This window comes from Streptomyces sp. NPDC004788 (assembly GCF_053601115.1).
In genome coordinates this window covers 1-15,227 of record NZ_JBSGBF010000144.1, presented here as the reverse complement: position 1 = coordinate 15,227, position 15,227 = coordinate 1, and the positions used below count along the sequence as shown (strand labels likewise).

General features: G+C 72.9%; 13 protein-coding genes. 3 read left to right on the top strand and 10 right to left on the bottom strand.

The genetic code is table 11. The features are described 5' to 3' along the window. Nucleotides 1-109 precede the first annotated feature (109 nt). From ACWEJX_RS35595 to ACWEJX_RS35560, 8 genes are all read right to left on the bottom strand, one after another. Entirely contained in the window at nt 110-1,009 is a 900-nt protein-coding gene (locus tag ACWEJX_RS35595) for a S1 family peptidase (protein ID WP_451611553.1), read from the bottom strand. 232 nt (nt 1,010-1,241) lie between these two features. Then, on the bottom strand, nt 1,242-2,144 hold the full coding sequence (locus tag ACWEJX_RS35590) for a S1 family peptidase (protein WP_451611552.1): 903 nt from the start codon (nt 2,142-2,144) through the stop codon (nt 1,242-1,244). A gap of 177 nt (nt 2,145-2,321) precedes the next feature. Continuing rightward, the gene (locus tag ACWEJX_RS35585; RefSeq protein WP_451611551.1) at nt 2,322-3,110 is read right to left on the bottom strand and encodes a DUF1684 domain-containing protein; all 789 of its coding nucleotides are present in this window, start codon (nt 3,108-3,110) and stop codon (nt 2,322-2,324) included. 21 nt (nt 3,111-3,131) lie between these two features. Further along, complete coding sequence (locus ACWEJX_RS35580) at nt 3,132-4,118, bottom strand: ABC transporter substrate-binding protein (protein ID WP_451611550.1); 987 nt, start codon at nt 4,116-4,118, stop codon at nt 3,132-3,134. 26 nt (nt 4,119-4,144) lie between these two features. Further along, the gene (locus tag ACWEJX_RS35575) at nt 4,145-4,936 is read right to left on the bottom strand and encodes an amino acid ABC transporter ATP-binding protein (protein WP_451611549.1); all 792 of its coding nucleotides are present in this window, start codon (nt 4,934-4,936) and stop codon (nt 4,145-4,147) included. Next, a complete protein-coding gene (locus tag ACWEJX_RS35570; protein ID WP_451611548.1) occupies nt 4,933-5,844 on the bottom strand; it encodes an amino acid ABC transporter permease in 912 nt (303 codons plus the stop codon). The genes ACWEJX_RS35575 and ACWEJX_RS35570 overlap by 4 nt, the downstream gene beginning before the upstream one ends. Nucleotides 5,845-5,882: 38 nt before the next feature. Next, the gene (locus ACWEJX_RS35565) at nt 5,883-7,709 is read right to left on the bottom strand and encodes an FAD/NAD(P)-binding protein (protein ID WP_451611547.1); all 1,827 of its coding nucleotides are present in this window, start codon (nt 7,707-7,709) and stop codon (nt 5,883-5,885) included. Beyond that, nucleotides 7,706-8,557, bottom strand: coding sequence for an amino acid ABC transporter permease (locus tag ACWEJX_RS35560; RefSeq protein WP_451611546.1), 852 nt, complete (start codon nt 8,555-8,557; stop codon nt 7,706-7,708). The genes ACWEJX_RS35565 and ACWEJX_RS35560 overlap by 4 nt, the downstream gene beginning before the upstream one ends. A 453-nt stretch (nt 8,558-9,010) precedes the next feature. Between ACWEJX_RS35560 and ACWEJX_RS35555 the strand changes: the two genes are divergently transcribed. After that, nucleotides 9,011-9,970 (top strand): ABC transporter substrate-binding protein, encoded by a 960-nt coding sequence (locus tag ACWEJX_RS35555; protein ID WP_451611545.1) that lies wholly within the window; start codon nt 9,011-9,013, stop codon nt 9,968-9,970. Nucleotides 9,971-10,056: 86 nt separating this feature from the next. On the opposite strand, the gene ACWEJX_RS35550 is transcribed toward ACWEJX_RS35555, so the two are convergent. Continuing rightward, nucleotides 10,057-11,391 (bottom strand): DUF5685 family protein, encoded by a 1,335-nt coding sequence (locus ACWEJX_RS35550; protein ID WP_451611544.1) that lies wholly within the window; start codon nt 11,389-11,391, stop codon nt 10,057-10,059. Between the two features lie 302 nt (nt 11,392-11,693). Between ACWEJX_RS35550 and ACWEJX_RS35545 the strand changes: the two genes are divergently transcribed. Beyond that, entirely contained in the window at nt 11,694-12,131 is a 438-nt protein-coding gene (locus tag ACWEJX_RS35545; protein WP_403797372.1) for a cell division protein SepF, read from the top strand. A 10-nt stretch (nt 12,132-12,141) separates the two neighbouring features. Here ACWEJX_RS35545 and ACWEJX_RS35540 read toward each other — a convergent pair whose 3' ends face one another. Further along, complete coding sequence (locus ACWEJX_RS35540) at nt 12,142-13,809, bottom strand: MFS transporter (protein WP_451611543.1); 1,668 nt, start codon at nt 13,807-13,809, stop codon at nt 12,142-12,144. A gap of 415 nt (nt 13,810-14,224) precedes the next feature. Between ACWEJX_RS35540 and ACWEJX_RS35535 the strand changes: the two genes are divergently transcribed. After that, nucleotides 14,225-15,227 (top strand): phosphatase PAP2 family protein (locus ACWEJX_RS35535; RefSeq protein ID WP_451611542.1); only part of this gene is annotated, 1,003 nt, incomplete at its 3' end.

Sequence of the window (15,227 nt, the reverse complement as noted above, 5' to 3'; positions counted from 1 at the left end):
TTTCTGCCCGCCCGTACCCCGTACGGACAGGGATGAGGCCCCCGCCGCGGCGGGGGCCTCAGCCGTGGTGCCGTCAGTACGCGCCGACCGTCGGCAGGCGCTGACGCCGTCAGTACACGTTGACGCCGTAGGCGCTGAGCGCCTCCGTCACCGGCTGGAAGAACGTCGTGCCGCCCGAGCTGCAGTTGCCGCTGCCGCCCGAGGTGAGGCCGATGGCCTTGGAGCCGGAGTAGAGCGGGCCGCCGGAGTCACCGGGCTCGGCGCAGACGTTGGTCTGGATCAGGCCGTAGACGATGTCGCCGCCGCCGTAGTTCACGGTCGCGTTGAGGCCGGTGACCGTGCCGCCGTGGATGCCGGTGGTGGAGCCGCGGCGGGTGACGGACATGCCGACGGTGGCGTTGGCGGCGCCGGTGATGTCGACGCTGCCGACCGTGCCGGACTTGGTCACCGAGCTGTTGGTGTAGCGCACGATGCCGTAGTCGTTGCCGGGGAAGCTCGATCCGGCGGTGCTGCCGAGCACGGTGGCGTGCGAGGAGTCGGCCCACCAGGTGCCCGCGCCGTCGGTGCAGTGGCCGGCGGTGAGGAAGTAGTAGTTGCCCGCGCTGTCCTTGACGTTGAAGCCGAGCGAGCAGCGCCAGCTGCTGGCGTAGATGGCGTCGCCGCCGGAGATCAGCTTGTTGAACTTGCCGGCGGTGCGCTCGATGCGCAGGGCGCCCGCGTTGGCGCCGGCCTGGCGCTTGATCTTGGCCAGTTCGGCCTGCGAGACCGTGGCGTCGGCGGTCACGATCACCGTCTTCGTCGCCGGGTCGACGCGCCAGGCGGTGCCGGCCACGTCGGCGGCGAGCACGGCGTCGCTCGCGGCGCTGAGCTGCTCGGCGCCGAAGACGGGGGCGGGGGTCGCGTTCGCGGTGGGGACGGCGAGCGCCGCGGCGGCGGCGAGGCCGGCCGCGATGGCGAGCATCCGGGTGTTGCGGGTGTTTCGCGTGGGGGTGGTGCGCGTGGTCCTCACTTCTCGTTCCTCCAGAGGGGAATCGGGGGCCCGCAGTGGGGTGTCGGGCCCGTGAGGCGCGGCCCGGGGCGGTCCGGGCCGGCGCTGTGGGGGAGTCTCGGGCCGTACGGCTTCGCGCCGCAAGGGCGCCTTTCGGCCGCACGGCCCACCAACTCGCGTACGAATCAAGCGAGTTACCTAAGCGGATTGCTCAAGCGAGTTGGTCTGGCGAGTCGTTCGGTGAGGAGAACGCTCAGTACACGCTGACGCCGTACTTGGCGAGCGCCTCCGGCACCGGCTGGAAGAACGTGGTGCCGCCCGTACGGCAGTCGCCGCTGCCGCCCGAGGTGATGCCGAGCGCCTTGGTGCCGTCGTAGAGCGGGCCGCCGGAGTCACCGGGCTCGGCACAGACGTTGGTCTGGATGAGGCCCTTCACGGTGCCGCCGCTGGAGTAGTGCACGGTGGCGTTGAGACCGGTGACCGTGCCGCCGTGGGTACCGCTGGTGGAGCCGGTGCGCTTGACGGACTCGCCGACGTACGCGTCGGCGGCGCTGTAGCCGCCGGGGTGGCTGAGCGAGGTGTTGTCGTAGCGGACGAGGGCGTAGTCGTTGCCCGGGAAGCTGGACCCGATGGTGGCGCCGATCAGCGTGGAGTGGCCCGAGTCGGTGTACCAGGTGTTCGCGACGTTGCCGCAGTGGCCGGCGGTGAGGAAGTAGTACGTGCTGCCGCTGACCACGTTGAAGCCGAGCGAGCAGCGGTAGCCGCCGCCGTAGATGGCGTCGCCCGCGCCGAGCAGCGGCTTGAAGACACCGGGAGCGCGCTCGATGCGCAGCGCGCCGGCGTCGGCGCCGGCCTGGCGCTTGATCCTGGCCAGGTCGGCCTGCGAGACGGTGGAGTCGGCGGTGACGACGACTCTGCCGGTGGCCTGGTCGGTGTACCAGGCGGTGCCGCCGACGTCCGCCTTGAGGACGGCGGCGTCGGCGCGGGCGAGCGCCTGGGCGCTCGCCGGTCCGGGGGTGGGGGCGGCCTGGGCTCCGGGAAGACCGAGGGCGGTGGCGGCCGCGACGGCGGCGGCGACGGCGAGCAGTCGGATGCGCGTGGTCCTCACTGTTCTCCTTCGGGAAACGGCGGAGGGGCCCGTGGGTGGCGGGCCCATGAGGCACCGTCAGGTGACGAGGTGACGTGTTCCTGACATGCACCGCGAGCGATAGTGGCCCTTCCGGGAGGCGCGCACAAGACCGCCCGCACCATCGGCACCTCTGGTCGACGGCGTCGCCGCACGCGCGCGGGCGGCGCGGCCCCCGTACCGCCGCGCCGCCCGCACCGCCCCTGATCAGCTCCCGAGGACCCGCCGCTCCCCCGCCGCCACGGCCGTGTCCAGCGTGTTCCCCGGCGGCGGGAACGGGCAGATGAAGTGCGACACGAACGCGCACGGCGGCAGCAGCGCCCGGTTGAAGTCCACCGTCACCGTGCCGTCCGCCGCCGGCGCCGGCGGCCGCAGGAAGCGGAAGCGGTAACTGTCCCGTCCGCTGGTGGCGTCCGCGAAGACCGCCCACAGCGTGCCGTCGTCCTCCACCGCCACCTGGAGGCTGTGCTCGGCGCCGTGCAGGTCGAAGACGAGCTCCCCGGAGAGCCCGAGCCCGCGCTCCTTGCCGTCCGCGTTCTCCACCCGGACGTGGCGGTCCTCCGCGTACGGGCGGAACACTCCGGGCCGCACCCACTGCTCGTCGTACGGGGTGGCCTCGATGCCCCGGAAGGCGCGCCGCGCCGCCGACTCGGGGTCGAAGTCCCGCACCGCCCACTCCCCCTCGCGGCGCAGCACGACGAGGCGCCGCCCGGCCGACTCGGCCCGTGACGTGTGGATCGGCGGATGGTCGGTGGTCAGCCGGACCGTGCCGATCAGCGGCTTGCCGTCGACGGTCACCGCGTCCTCGGCGCCCGCCGTGAGGACCACCTCGTCACCCTCGGCCCGCCACTCTCCGGGAACGTCCGGAATTCGCCCGTCCGGGAAGTCCGCGAGCCAGTACGTGCCGGTCAGCGAGAGCGGCCCGTACGACGAGGCGACGGCGGCGACGCGCTGCTCGTGCCAGTGCTGCCAGTCCTGGGATGCATCCGTACTCATGGTGTGTCACCTTTCCACAGGTCAGTTCCCGGTGCGGGGCAGACCGGGCGGGTTGATCTCGGACGAGGGCACCGCCTCGCCGCTGAGCCCCCACCGCTCCAGGACCTGTGCGTACGTGCCGTTCTCGATGATGTGGTTCAGGGCGGCCTGGTAGGCGGCGACGAGGCCGCTGTCCTTCTTCGTCGTGGCGGCGATCTTGCCCTGGAGGTGGGCGCCGGCGCCCGAGAACTTCCCGACGACCTCGGTCCGGCCGGCGGAGGCGACGTGGTAGGCGGCGGTCGGGTTCGGGCCGAGGTAGGCGTCGATGCGGCCGGACTGGATCGCGAGGTAGGAGTCGGTCTGGTTCTGGAAGTACTTGATGTTCACGGGCTTGCGGCCGGCCTTCTCGTTCTGCCGGCTCCAGTCGACCAGGATCTTCTCCTGGTTGGTGCCGGAGCCGACCGCGATGGTCTTTCCGGCGACGTCCGCGGGGCCGGCGACCTTCCAGCCGGAGCCCTTGCGCGCCTCGAAGGCCAGGTCGTCCAGGCGGTAGGTGGCGAAGTCGTACTTGTCCTTGCGCTCCTCCGTCACCGTCACGTTGGAGAAGACGGCGTCGAACTTGCCGCTGTCGAGGCCGACGAAGAGGTTCTCCCAGGAGACCGGGTCGAACTCCGGCTTCACCCCGAGGGTGTCGGCGACGAGCGTCGCGAGGTCGAGCTCGACGCCGATCGGGGTTCTGTCGTCGGTGGCGTAGAAGGAGAGCGGCGGCGAGCTGTTGGTGGACACGCCGATCTGGAGCGTGCCGCGGGCGCTGACGGCCGCCGGGAGCTTGGCGGCGATGGCGTCGACCTTGCCGGTGTGGACGCGCTTCTGGTCGGGGCCGAGGTTGATCGTGGTGCCGCCCTTCTGCCCCTTGGGCGCGACCTGGTCGGTGGCGGCGTCGGTGGCGTCGCTCGCGCCGCAGGCGGTGAGCAGGCCGAGGGCGGTGAGCGAGGCGAGGGCGGTGAGGAGGGTGCGACGGGTCTGCATGGCGGGACTCCTTCGAGGGGGCGGGTTCACAGGACCTTGGAGAGGAAGGCGCGGGTGCGTTCGTGGCGCGGGCTGTCCAGGACCTCGGCGGGCGGGCCCTGCTCGACGATCAGGCCGCCGTCCATGAAGACGACCGTGTCGGCGACCTCGCGCGCGAAGCCGATCTCGTGGGTGACGACGATCATGGTCGTGCCGGCGGCGGCCAGGTCCTTGATGACGTCGAGGACCTCGCCGACCAGCTCCGGGTCGAGCGCGGACGTCGGCTCGTCGAAGAGCAGCAGGCCGGGTTCGAGGGCGAGCGCGCGGGCGATGGCCACCCGCTGCTGCTGTCCGCCGGACAACTGCTTCGGATAGGCCCGGGCCTTGTCGGCGAGACCGACCCGGTCGAGCAGGGCGAGGGCGGTCGCCTCGGCCTCCTTGCGGGGGCGTTTCAGGGCGGAGACCGGGGCCTCGGTGATGTTCTCCAGGACGGTGAGGTGCGGGAAGAGGTGGAAGTTCTGGAAGACGAAGCCGATCCGGGTGCGCTGCCGGAGGATCTCCCGCTCGCGCAGCTCGTACAGCCTGTCGCCGGAGCGCCGGTAGCCGACGAGGGTGCCGTCGACGCTGATGGTGCCGCTGTCCACCTTCTCCAGGTGGTTGATGGTGCGCAGCAGGGTGGACTTGCCCGAGCCGGACGGGCCGAGGACGACGGTGACCTCGCCCGGGCGCACGTCGAGGTCGATGCCGCGCAGCACCTCGACGGCGCCGAAGCTCTTGCGCACGGCCCGGAGGCGGACCTTCACGTCGGACTCGGTGATGTCCGCGACCGCGGTGCTCATCGGGTGCTCCCCTTCGCGTAGTGACGTTCGACGTAGTGCTGGACGACGGACAGCGCCGTGGTCAGCAGGACGTACCAGGCGGTCGCGACCATCAGGAGCGGGACGACCCGCCCGTTGCGGCCGTAGACGACCTGCACCTGGTAGAAGAGCTCGCCGATCGCCATGACGGAGACGATCGAGGTGCCCTTGAAGAGCGAGATGATCTCGTTGGCGGCGTTGGGCAGGATCGAGCGCATCGCCTGCGGGAGCACGATCCGCCGCAGCTGCCGCAGCCGCGGGATGCCGAGCGCGGCCGCCGCCTCCAGCTGGCCGCCGTCGACGGCGAGCACTCCGCCGCGGACGATCTCCGCCGCGTACGCCGCCTGGTGCAGGGCGAGCCCGAGGACGGCCGCGCTCATCGCGCCGACCAGGCCCATCGTGTCGAAGGACCACAGGCGCGGCCCGAAGGGGACGCCGAGGCTCAGCTCCTTGTAGAGATAGGCCAGGTTGAACCAGAAGAGCAGCTGCACGATGAGCGGGATCGAGCGGAAGGCCCAGATGTAGCCGAAGGCGACGGCCCGCAGGAACGGGCTGGCCGACAGACGCATGAAGGCGAGCACGATCCCGAGGGCGAAACCGAGCACGGTGCCGTAGAAGGTGAGCTGGAGGGTGACCCAGACGGACCGGAGGATCGCGTCCGCGGTGACGTAGCGGGCGAAGACGTCCCACTCCCAGCCGGGGTTGGTGACCAGTCCGTGCAGGAACTGGGCGAGGACGACGGCGGTGACGGCGACGGCCAGCCAGCGCCAGGGCCGGCGCACGGGCACGACCTTGAGGACGGCGGGGGCCCCGGGACCGGCCGCGGGAGCTGTCGCCGGGACGAGCCCGACGGGCGGATCGCTGACGGGCGGATCACTGGTGAGAGACATGGAGGTACCTCGGAAGGGGACGCGGGAAGAACGGGGGTTCAGGCGCTCAGGGGCGCGGACACGTCCGCCGTACAGGAGGACAGGTCGTGCAGGAGCGCGAGCGCGGTCCGCGCGGTCCGGTCGTTCTGGCGGAAGGCGAGACCGCCGGTACGGGGCCGGGTGAAGGCCGCGCCGGCCCGGGACGTGGTGTGCGGGCCGAGCGCGAAGCGGCGCGGGTGCGGGCGTCCGTCGCGCCCGAGGACCCGCCCGTCGTCGGGGTCGACGGCGAGCAGCCCGGCCTCGGTGGCCCGGGCCCCGTCCTCGTACAGGGCCTGGAGCAGCGGGCTCGCGGTCCGGGTGACCGTGGGGTCGGGGAGCCGGGCCTCGACGAGGGCGCGGGCCTCGGTCCACTCCCCCGGCAGGCTCGGCGAGGCGGCCCGGAAGACGCCCCGCTCCTCGTCGGTCTCGACGGTGACGTCGGCGCCCAGGAAGCGGACGATCCCGGCGTCGGAGAGCGCGCGGAGCTGCCGCAGCCGGGGTCCGGGCGGGCCGGAGGCGAGGTAGCTGAAGAAGCCGTGCCACCAGGTGCCGCCGGTGCCGAGGTCGCCGAGCCGGGCCAGCTGCCCGTAGACGGAGAGCAGGGCGCCGAAGACGGCCAGGTCGGGGCTGTGCGCGGGGTCGTGGCGGCGGTCCAGGTCGTCGGCGACATAGCGGCGCAGCCCGTCCTGGAGGGCGTCGGCCGTGGCGTACCGCACTCCGGCGAGCGGCCGGTCCAGGGCGTCGAGGTCGAGCCGGTCGGCCGGGTCGGGGACGGCGGCGACGACGAGGGCGTCGAGGTCCGCGCCGGTCGGGGCGGCGGCCGCGTACTTCTCCTCGAAGTCGGTCCAGGCGATCGCGGTCCGCTCGGGGTGGGCGGCGAAGAGCCGGTGGTAGTGGGCCCAGCCCAGCTCCTTGGCGACGAGCGGCCACACGTCGCGCCGGAAGTCGAGCGGTCCGCCGGACGCCAGGAGCGCGTCGACCTCGGCGGGGCCGAAGAAGCGGGGCAGCGGCGGGCGTTCGCCGTCGAGCTCGTAGCCGATCTTGGAGTGGTACGGGACTCCGCGCCGCGATCCGACGTACAGCACGGGCTCGCGGCCGGACGGCACGTACACCAGCCGGTCCGGGTCCCCGGGAGCCTCCTCGTACCGCCCGCCCCGCCCCTCGGTGAGCAGCACCATCAGGTCGACGAAGCCGAGTCCGAAGCCGCGGACCAGGACCGGTTCCCGGGCCGGGAGCACGGACAGGTCGGCGTCGGCGGTGAAGTCGGGCGGCAGATGGACCAGGCCGTGCCGGGCGGCGAAGGCGGCGAGTTCGCGCTGCCGTTCGTCGGGGCGGGCGTCGAGGTGGCCGAGGGTGAGGACGACGAGGTCGGCGTGGAGCGGTGCGGTGCGGCCGGCCAGCCAGACCCGCTGGCGCCCGTCGCGCGGCCCGGTCACGCGCTGCGCGGTGGTGCGGTGTTCGTGCACGGTGACGGTGGGCGGCAGGGCGGCGCGGGCCCGCTCGTGGACCCAGCGCAGATACGCGCCCTGCTGGGGGCGGCTCGGGAAGGTCGCGCCGTCGAGCCCGGCCCAGTCGGCGAGGGTGGGCCCGGGGCGTACCGGACCGTCGAGTTCCACGGTCTCGTCGGTGAACATGGTGACGTCGTCGGCCCGGGAGTTCATCCAGAGCAGCGGGGACTGGGCGGTGCGCCAGATCCGGCCGGGCCCGGCCGGGTGCGGGTCGACGAGATGGACGTCCAGGGGCTCGTCCCCGTACAGCTCGGGCAGGTTGGCGGCGAGCCGTTCGAGGAAGCCGGTGCCGCGGGGGCCGGCGCCGACGATGACGACCGAGCGGCGTCCGGCGCTCATCGCGTGCCGCCCGTGCCGCGCGCGTAGTGCTTCTCGACGTAGTGCTGGCCGACGCTCAGGACGGAGGTGACCAGGACGTACCAGAGGGTGGCGACCAGGAGCAGCGGGATGACCTGGTAGGTGCGGTGGTAGACGAGCTGGGTGGAGTAGAGCAGGTCCTGGACGGCGATGACGGAGACGATCGAGGTGCCCTTGAGGGTGCCGATCAGCATGTTCCCGGCGGGCGGCACGATCGACTTCATGGCCTGCGGCAGCACGATCCGGGTGAGCCGGCGCCACCGGCCGAGGCCGAGGGACTGGGCGGCCTCGATCTGGCCGCGGTCGACGGAGAGGATGCCGCCGCGGACGACCTCGGCGGCGTAGGCGGCCTCGTGGAGGGTGAGGCCGATGACGGCGACGGAGACCGGGCCGAGCAGGTTGACCGTGTGGATCCCGAGCACGGTCGGGTAGAGGGCGCCGATGTTGAACCAGAACAGCAGCTGCACCAGGATCGGCGTGGAGCGGAAGAACCAGACGTAGCCCCAACTGACCGCGCGCAGGACGGGGTTGGCGGAGAGCCTGAGGACGGCGAGCAGGGTGCCGAGGGCGAAACCGAGGGCCATCACGAGGGCGGTCAGCCACAGGGTGAGGCCGAGGCCGCGCAGCACGGCGGTGGAGGTGAACCAGTCGCCCACCACGTCCCACTGGAAGGCGCGGTTGGTGGCGACGGACCAGAGCCCGAGCGCGGCCAGGACGAGGACGGCGCCGGCGGCGGTCCACTGGCCGGCGCGGCGGGCGGGGACGATGCGGAGCACCGGTTCGGGTGGCGCCGACGCGGGAGCGGGGGCTTTGGCGATGATCGCGGACATGGCGAAGGCTCCGTGGATTCCAGAGACGGATCGAACACGGGATGCGCCTTCAGCGCGCGGTGAGCCGCGGACCCGAGCCCCTCAGCACGGTCCGCCCCTTCACGCTACGCGGAGCGCGGGGCGGACTGTCAAGTGCGTCCGGATGATGAGCCGTTCGTCTCATCGTGGTTGACGAGGAAACGGATGCCTGTTCCACTTGGGCCATGCATCCGCAGCAGTGGCTGGTCACGCGCTCCCACATCGACCTCGGTCGTGTGTGGTCCTCTTCCTGTTGAGCCGACCCTCTGCTTCTCCCTGCCCGCGTGCTTTTTCCCGCGGCGCCTTCACCCGTGCCTGCCCGTGAGCGCCTGAACTCCCCTCCCCTCACCATGTCCTGACCTGCCCTGCCCGGCCCTGCCCGGATTCCCTTCTTCCCGGGTTTCCTCGGCATGCCCCCCGTCCTGAAGGACCGTCATGACCTCTGCGCCGCCGTCGTCCCCGACGCGCCACACCCTCGCCCTCACCCTGATCACCGCCGCCACGCTCACCGTCCTCACCGCCTGCGGCACGGGCGAGGCGGGCGGCGGGACCGCCGCCGCGCCGGACGCGCTGCCGACCGAGGACGTGGTGTCGGGCGTGCGGAAGAACGAGGCCGCGGCGAAGCTGCTCCCCGCCGACGTGCGGCAGCGCGGCACCCTGACCCTGGCCACCGCCGTCGGCACCCCGCCGGGCAACGCCTATCTGCCCGACGGGAAGACCGTCGTCGGTCTGGACGCCGACATCGCGGGCGCCGTCGCCAAGGCGCTCGGCCTGGAGCCGAAGCGCGAGGTGGCCGCGTTCGAGACGATCCTGCCGGCGCTCGGCAGCGGCAAGTACGACGTCGGCACGGGCAACTTCGGCGTCACGGAGGAGCGCCGCAGGACCATCGACTTCGTCACCTACATCAACGACGGCCAGGGCTTCGCCGCCCGCGCCGACAGCAAACTGACCGCCGTCACCGACCTCACCCAGCTCTGCGGCCTGCGCGTGGGCACCGGCGCAGGCACCACGTTCGAGCAGACCCTGGAGCGGAACAAGGGCCGCTGCGCGGCGGCCGGCAAGCAGCCGTACGAGGTGAACGTCTACAACGACACGGCCGCGATCTGGATGTCCCTCCAGCAGGGCCGCACCGATGTGGTCATGAGCACCATCAACGGCCTCCGCTACGCGGTGAAGCAGCAGCCGGGCACGAAGTTCCTGGGCGAGTACCGCCGTCTCGACGTCGGCTTCGCCTTCAAGAAGGGCACCCCGCTCGCGCCCGCCTTCCAGGCGGCCGTGAACGGCCTGAAGGCGGACGGAAGCTACGACCGCATCCTGCGCAAGTGGGGCGTGACCGCCTCGGGCATCGCCGAGTCACGCATCTCCCCGCCGGAGATCCCCGCGCCCACGAAGTGAGCTCACGGGTCGCAACTCAGCGGTCGAAGCTCAGCGGTCGCAGCTCGGCAGTGGCAGCTCAGCGGTCGCAGCTCGGCAGTGGCAGCTCAGCAGTCGCAGCCGCAGTCGCACCCGTCACATCCGTCGCAGCCGTCACAGCAGGACGAGCAGTTGCCGCAGCAGTCGCAGCACTCGCCACACCCTTCACAGGCGTCGCAGCAGTCGCACTGGGAGCAGAGGCCGTCGCGGCGCTGCCGGCTCCACGGGTCCTCGAAGGTGCCGCAGCACATCTGGCAGGTGCAGGCCAGGCCGAGCCAGACGGCGCAGCCGGCGACGAGACCGCGGCGCCGGTTCGGCGGCTCGGGCGGGAGCGGGCCCCAGGGACCGCCGGGGCCGCCCGGCCCGCCCGGCCCCGGGTGGTACGGCCCGCCGGGGCCGCCCGGGCCGGGCGCGTACGGATTGCCGCCCGGTCCGCCCGGGGCGTACGGGTTGCCGGGCGCGGCTCCCGGCCCGCCGGGCATGGCGTACGGGTTCCCCGGCACCGGCCCCTGCCCGTGCCCCGCGCCCGGCGCGACGTGCGAGCAGGTCGTCGTGCCGAAGGCGCGGTCGATGGACGTGCGCAGCTCGTGGGCGAGGAGCACGTGGGCGAGCCGCCCGTCCGCGAAGTCGACGTCCTTCAGCGCGAGCCGGATGCCGTGCAGCGCGTCGTCGGCGAGCCGGCGGGCCTCCTCGCGGGAGGTACCGGTCGCGGTGAGCGGGTTCCAGGCGCCGGCAGCTGCGTCGGCGGCCTGGTCCTCGACGGCGTCGAGGAGGTGGGCGAGGCGTCCGAAGAGGCGGCCGGCCTCGGCGAGGGGCGCGGCGTTGCCGGGGCGGCCGGCGAGCACCGCGGTGTGCGCGAAGGCGGCGGCGGTCGCGGTCTCGGTCGGCTCGGTGACGACGAGCAGCGGGGTGCCGGGCCCGGCGAGCGTCTCGATGCCGGTCTGCCGGTCCACCGCGTCGAGCAGCACGGCCGTGTCGAAGCCGAGCTCCCGACCGGTGCGGGCGCCCGCCCGGTCCCAGGAGCGGGCGACCCGGCGGGCCGCGGCGGCGACCGGCCGGCGGGCCAACAGGCCATCGCGGTCGGCGACGTGGTCGCGGATCTTCGCCGAGGCGAGCACCAGCGAGACGGCGGCGGCGAGCCGCGCGCCCTCGCCGCGCGCCACGGGCGCGGTCCGCATCTGGCGCAGCGGGCAGGGCCCGGCGGTGCGCCGGCCGGCCTCGGTGCGGCCGGTCTGAGCCTCCGTCAGGACCGAGACGATCAGGCCGTCGTAGTTGGTGACGACCCGGGCGAACTGCCCGTGGTCGGCGCGAAGTGCCAGACAGAGACCGCAGAGATGGGCCATCCACTCCACCTTGAGGCCCTCGGAGAGGCGGTGCGTGCAAGGCCTGACTATTCCGAACAAGAGACTCCCCCGTACCGCGGCTGCGTCGGCATCGTACCCAGGGGCGCGTTCACCCGTACGCCCCGGCCGTCACCCTTCCGGCCCGACATTCATCATTTGATTTGCACGGCTGCGGTCAAGCCTCCGTCAGCCCCCGCATACCGCAAGATGCCTGACGATTCGCCAGATTTCGGACCTCACGTTCTGCACCAGTACCGTCACGAAACCCCTGCGCGCCGACTATCCACTTGGCGCGCGATCCGCATCATGGACGACGATAGGGATTGCGGAACCACGAGTGACCGCGCTGAAAGGAGGCGTCCATGGGATCGGTGCGCAAGGCCAGTGCCTGGCTGGGACTCGTCGAGGACAACGACGAGCGTTACTACGACGACGAGTACGCCGACGGTGCCGAGAGCGGCGGCGACGCCTGGGTGACGGACCCGCGGGTGCGGGTGGCGTCCGACACGGCGCACGAGCAGGGCCGTCGGATCGCGACCGTCTCGCCCGACGGGTTCCGGGACGCCCGGGGCATCGGCGAGCTGTTCCGGGACGGCGTCCCGGTGATCGTCAACCTCACCGCGATGGAGCCGAACGACGCCAAGCGCGTCGTCGACTTCGCCGCGGGCCTCGCCTTCGGCCTGCGCGGCTCGATCGAGCGCGTCGCGACCCGGGTCTTCCTGCTGACCCCGGCGGACACGCAGATCGTGACCGGCGAGTCGGCCGGCCGCGCCCAGGACGGCTTCTTCAACCAGAGCTGAGCCGGGGCCCTCAGGGGCCCGGGCTCACCGCGGCCGGCGGCGCGCTCGGTTCGCGGGTGGCGGGCACCTTCGGAAGGTCCTGCCCACACTTCCGCTCCGGCTCCCGGTCCGGGTTCAGATCCTGGACGGGAGCGCACTCCATCACCCGCGGCAGCCGCAGCGCCATCAGCGCGCCGAGCAGCAGCAGGCCCGCGCTCACGAAGAGCGTGACGTGGAGGCCGTGGACGAAGGCGTGGCGGGCGGCGTGGTGGAGCGTTTCGCCAGCGGTGCCACCGAGCCGGGCGGCGACCTGGTACGCCTCGCCGAGGGAGTTCGCGGCGGCGTGGGCCGCCGGGGCGGGCACGCCGGGCAGTCCGGCGAGCCCGGGCGCGTACGCCGCGTTCATGACGCTGCCGAGCAGCGCGATGCCCATGCCCGCGCCGAGCTGGTACGAGGTCTCGCCGATCGCCGCCGCGCCGCCGGCGCTCTCCGGCGGGGCCTCGCTGAGCATCGACTCGTACGCCGAGAAGAGCGTCGTCTGCAGGCCGAAGCCGAGCAGCACGAAGCCCACCGTGAGCAGCACCGGCCGGTCGTGCTGGCCCATGAGGACGAGCAGCAGCACCGCGGCCGCCGTGAGGACGAAGCCCCAGCCGACCATCCGGCGCGGGCCGAGCCGGTTCAGGGTGTACGAGCCGGTGGCGCCGGCGGCCATCGCGGCGAAGGTGAGCGGGAGCAGCCGGAGGCCGGTCTCCAGGGGACTGAGGCCGAGGATCAGCTGGAGGTACTGGACGGCGATGAGCTCCAGGCCGACCAGGGCCAGCATGCCGAGCACGATGCAGCCGACGGAGGTGGTGAAGGCCGCCCGGGCGAAGAGCCGCATGTCGATCAGCGGGTGGGCGCGCCGCTTCTGCCGCCGTACGAAGAGGACCATCAGGAGGGCGCCCAGGAGCAGCGGACCGAGGGTGGCGGGCGCGAGCGGCTCGGCGCCGGCGCCGAGCCGCTTCACGCCGAGGACGGCGCCGAGCACTCCGGCGGCGGCCATCAGCGCGCCGAGCACGTCCCAGGGCCCGTCGGCGGCGCCGCGCGACTCGGGGAGCAGCCAGCGGCCGACCGGCAGGATCAGGGCCATCAGCGGGATGTTGATCAGGAAGACCGAGCCCCACCAGTAGTTCTCGACGAGGAAGCCGCCGAGCACGGGGCCGGTGGCGGCGCCGACGGCGGCGACCGCCGTCCAGATGCCGATGGCGGTGGCCCGCTCACGCCGGTCGGGGAAGACCGCGCGGAGCAGCGAGAGCGTCGCGGGCATGATCATCGCGCCGCCGACGCCGAGCAGGGCCCGGGCGCCGATGAGGACCATGGGCGCGGTGGCGAGCGCGGCGACCGCCGAGGCGATGCCGAAGAGCGCGTAGCCGAGCAGCAGCACGCGTCTGCGCCCGACCCGGTCGCCGAGGGTGCCGAAGAGGATGAGGAGCGACGCGCAGATCAGCGGGTAGGCGTCGACGATCCACAGCAGCTGGGTGGAGCTGGGCCGCAGGTCCTCGGTGAGCGAGGGGACGGCGACGTGCAGCACGGTCGAGTCGAGCGCGACCAGCAGCAGACTGACGCAGAGGACGACGAGGACGACCCAGCGGTTCGCGCCGCCGTCGGGGCCGCGGCCGAGGGCCCGCGGCCGTGTTTCGGCCGTGATCGTCCGCGCCATGCATGTACCTCCCAGTGAAGCCCTCGCGCTCGGCGGGCACCGGCCGGGGGGTCGGCCCCGGGGCGGCCCGGCATCGACGGGCGAGTGAGCCGTCAGCGTACGCGAGTTCAATGCCCGAGCGCGTGGTCAGGGTCTCACCCCGGCGGGCCGCACGGTGTGGCGTACGCCACTCGGGTCGTCGCGCGCCCGCACCGCGTGTCACCTGGAATTTCACGCGCGGAGCCGTTTCCGGAATTCCCCGGGCGATCAAACAGGCTTACGGAATCGCGGCTTCGGCAATAACGCCGAAGGTCATCGGATTTTCCGACGGATGACGGGAACAAACGCCCGGCTGAGAGCAACTCCACATCACATCGTCATCACGAAGGGACCGGAACGACCAAGGTCGCTACTCACTCCCTGTAACGTCGATTGGGTGCGTACCGACATCTTTGCCCGGCTGGACCGGGAGCCGGAACCGCCGAAGATAGAGGTCCCGCGGATGACCCGGACGCGTCTCGCCCTCTTCGGCGGGACGCTGGCGTTCTATCTGGTCATCGTCGTCGCCGTGCTCCTCTCGACCCCGCTGGTGCTGATCGACTGGAAGATCATGCTCTTCCGGCCCTACCAGCAGTGGCCGGAGTGGCACGCGTTCCTCGACTACTACGTCGTCCTCGGCCAGCGCGGGCCGACGGCCGTGATGGTGGCGGCCTGGCTGGGCTGGCGCTCCTGGCGCCAGCACACGCTGCGACCGCTGCTCTCGCTCGGCGCCGCGCTGCTCCTGCTCAACGCCACCGTCGGCGCGGTCAAGCTCGGCCTCGGCCGACTCGGCCCCCACTACGCGACACAGATCGGCTCCGCCGAGCTGTTCGCGGGCGGCGACATATTCCCGTCCGGGCACACCGCGAACGCGGTCGTGACCTGGGGCATCCTGGCCTATCTCGCGACCACGCCGAGAGCCCGCCGCTATCTGTCGGCGCTGTCGGCCCTGGTCGCGCTCGGCGTCGGCCTGACCACCGTCTACCTGGGCACGCACTGGCTGAGCGACGTGCTGCTCGGCTGGGCCGCCGGTCTGGTGGTGCTGCTCGCGCTGCCCTGGTGCGAGCCGGTCATCACGGTGGCCGAGGCGTGGATCCTGGGCGTGCGCGACCGGCTGCGCGAGCAGCTGCGGTCCCGCCGCCGCCTGGTGCCCTCGCTGCCGGTGGCGACCGGTGGCCCGGTGCCGGGACTCTTCCCGCAGCGGCCGGCCGGGGTCGAGGAGCCGGTGCGGGAGACCGTCGGCGCCGCGAGCGCAGGCCGGAACGCGAACGGGCGGGCCGCCGGCCTGCCCGCCTCACCGCTGCCCGCCTCGCCGCTGGCCGCCCCGCGCGCCCACCACACGGCCGGCCACCACCCCGCCGCCCATCACGCGGTGCGCTCGGAGCGCGCCCCGGTCGGCC

Coding starts and splice junctions, on each gene's coding strand:
- ACWEJX_RS35590 (WP_451611552.1), bottom strand. CDS start 2,144: ATGGGCCCGCCACCCACGGGCCCCTCCGCCGTTTCCCGAAGGAGAACA.
- ACWEJX_RS35585 (WP_451611551.1), bottom strand. CDS start 3,110: ATGAGTACGGATGCATCCCAGGACTGGCAGCACTGGCACGAGCAGCGC.
- ACWEJX_RS35580 (WP_451611550.1), bottom strand. CDS start 4,118: ATGCAGACCCGTCGCACCCTCCTCACCGCCCTCGCCTCGCTCACCGCC.
- ACWEJX_RS35575 (WP_451611549.1), bottom strand. CDS start 4,936: ATGAGCACCGCGGTCGCGGACATCACCGAGTCCGACGTGAAGGTCCGC.
- ACWEJX_RS35570 (WP_451611548.1), bottom strand. CDS start 5,844: ATGTCTCTCACCAGTGATCCGCCCGTCAGCGATCCGCCCGTCGGGCTC.
- ACWEJX_RS35565 (WP_451611547.1), bottom strand. CDS start 7,709: ATGAGCGCCGGACGCCGCTCGGTCGTCATCGTCGGCGCCGGCCCCCGC.
- ACWEJX_RS35560 (WP_451611546.1), bottom strand. CDS start 8,557: ATGTCCGCGATCATCGCCAAAGCCCCCGCTCCCGCGTCGGCGCCACCC.
- ACWEJX_RS35555 (WP_451611545.1), top strand. CDS start 9,011: ATGACCTCTGCGCCGCCGTCGTCCCCGACGCGCCACACCCTCGCCCTC.
- ACWEJX_RS35545 (WP_403797372.1), top strand. CDS start 11,694: ATGGGATCGGTGCGCAAGGCCAGTGCCTGGCTGGGACTCGTCGAGGAC.
- ACWEJX_RS35540 (WP_451611543.1), bottom strand. CDS start 13,809: ATGGCGCGGACGATCACGGCCGAAACACGGCCGCGGGCCCTCGGCCGC.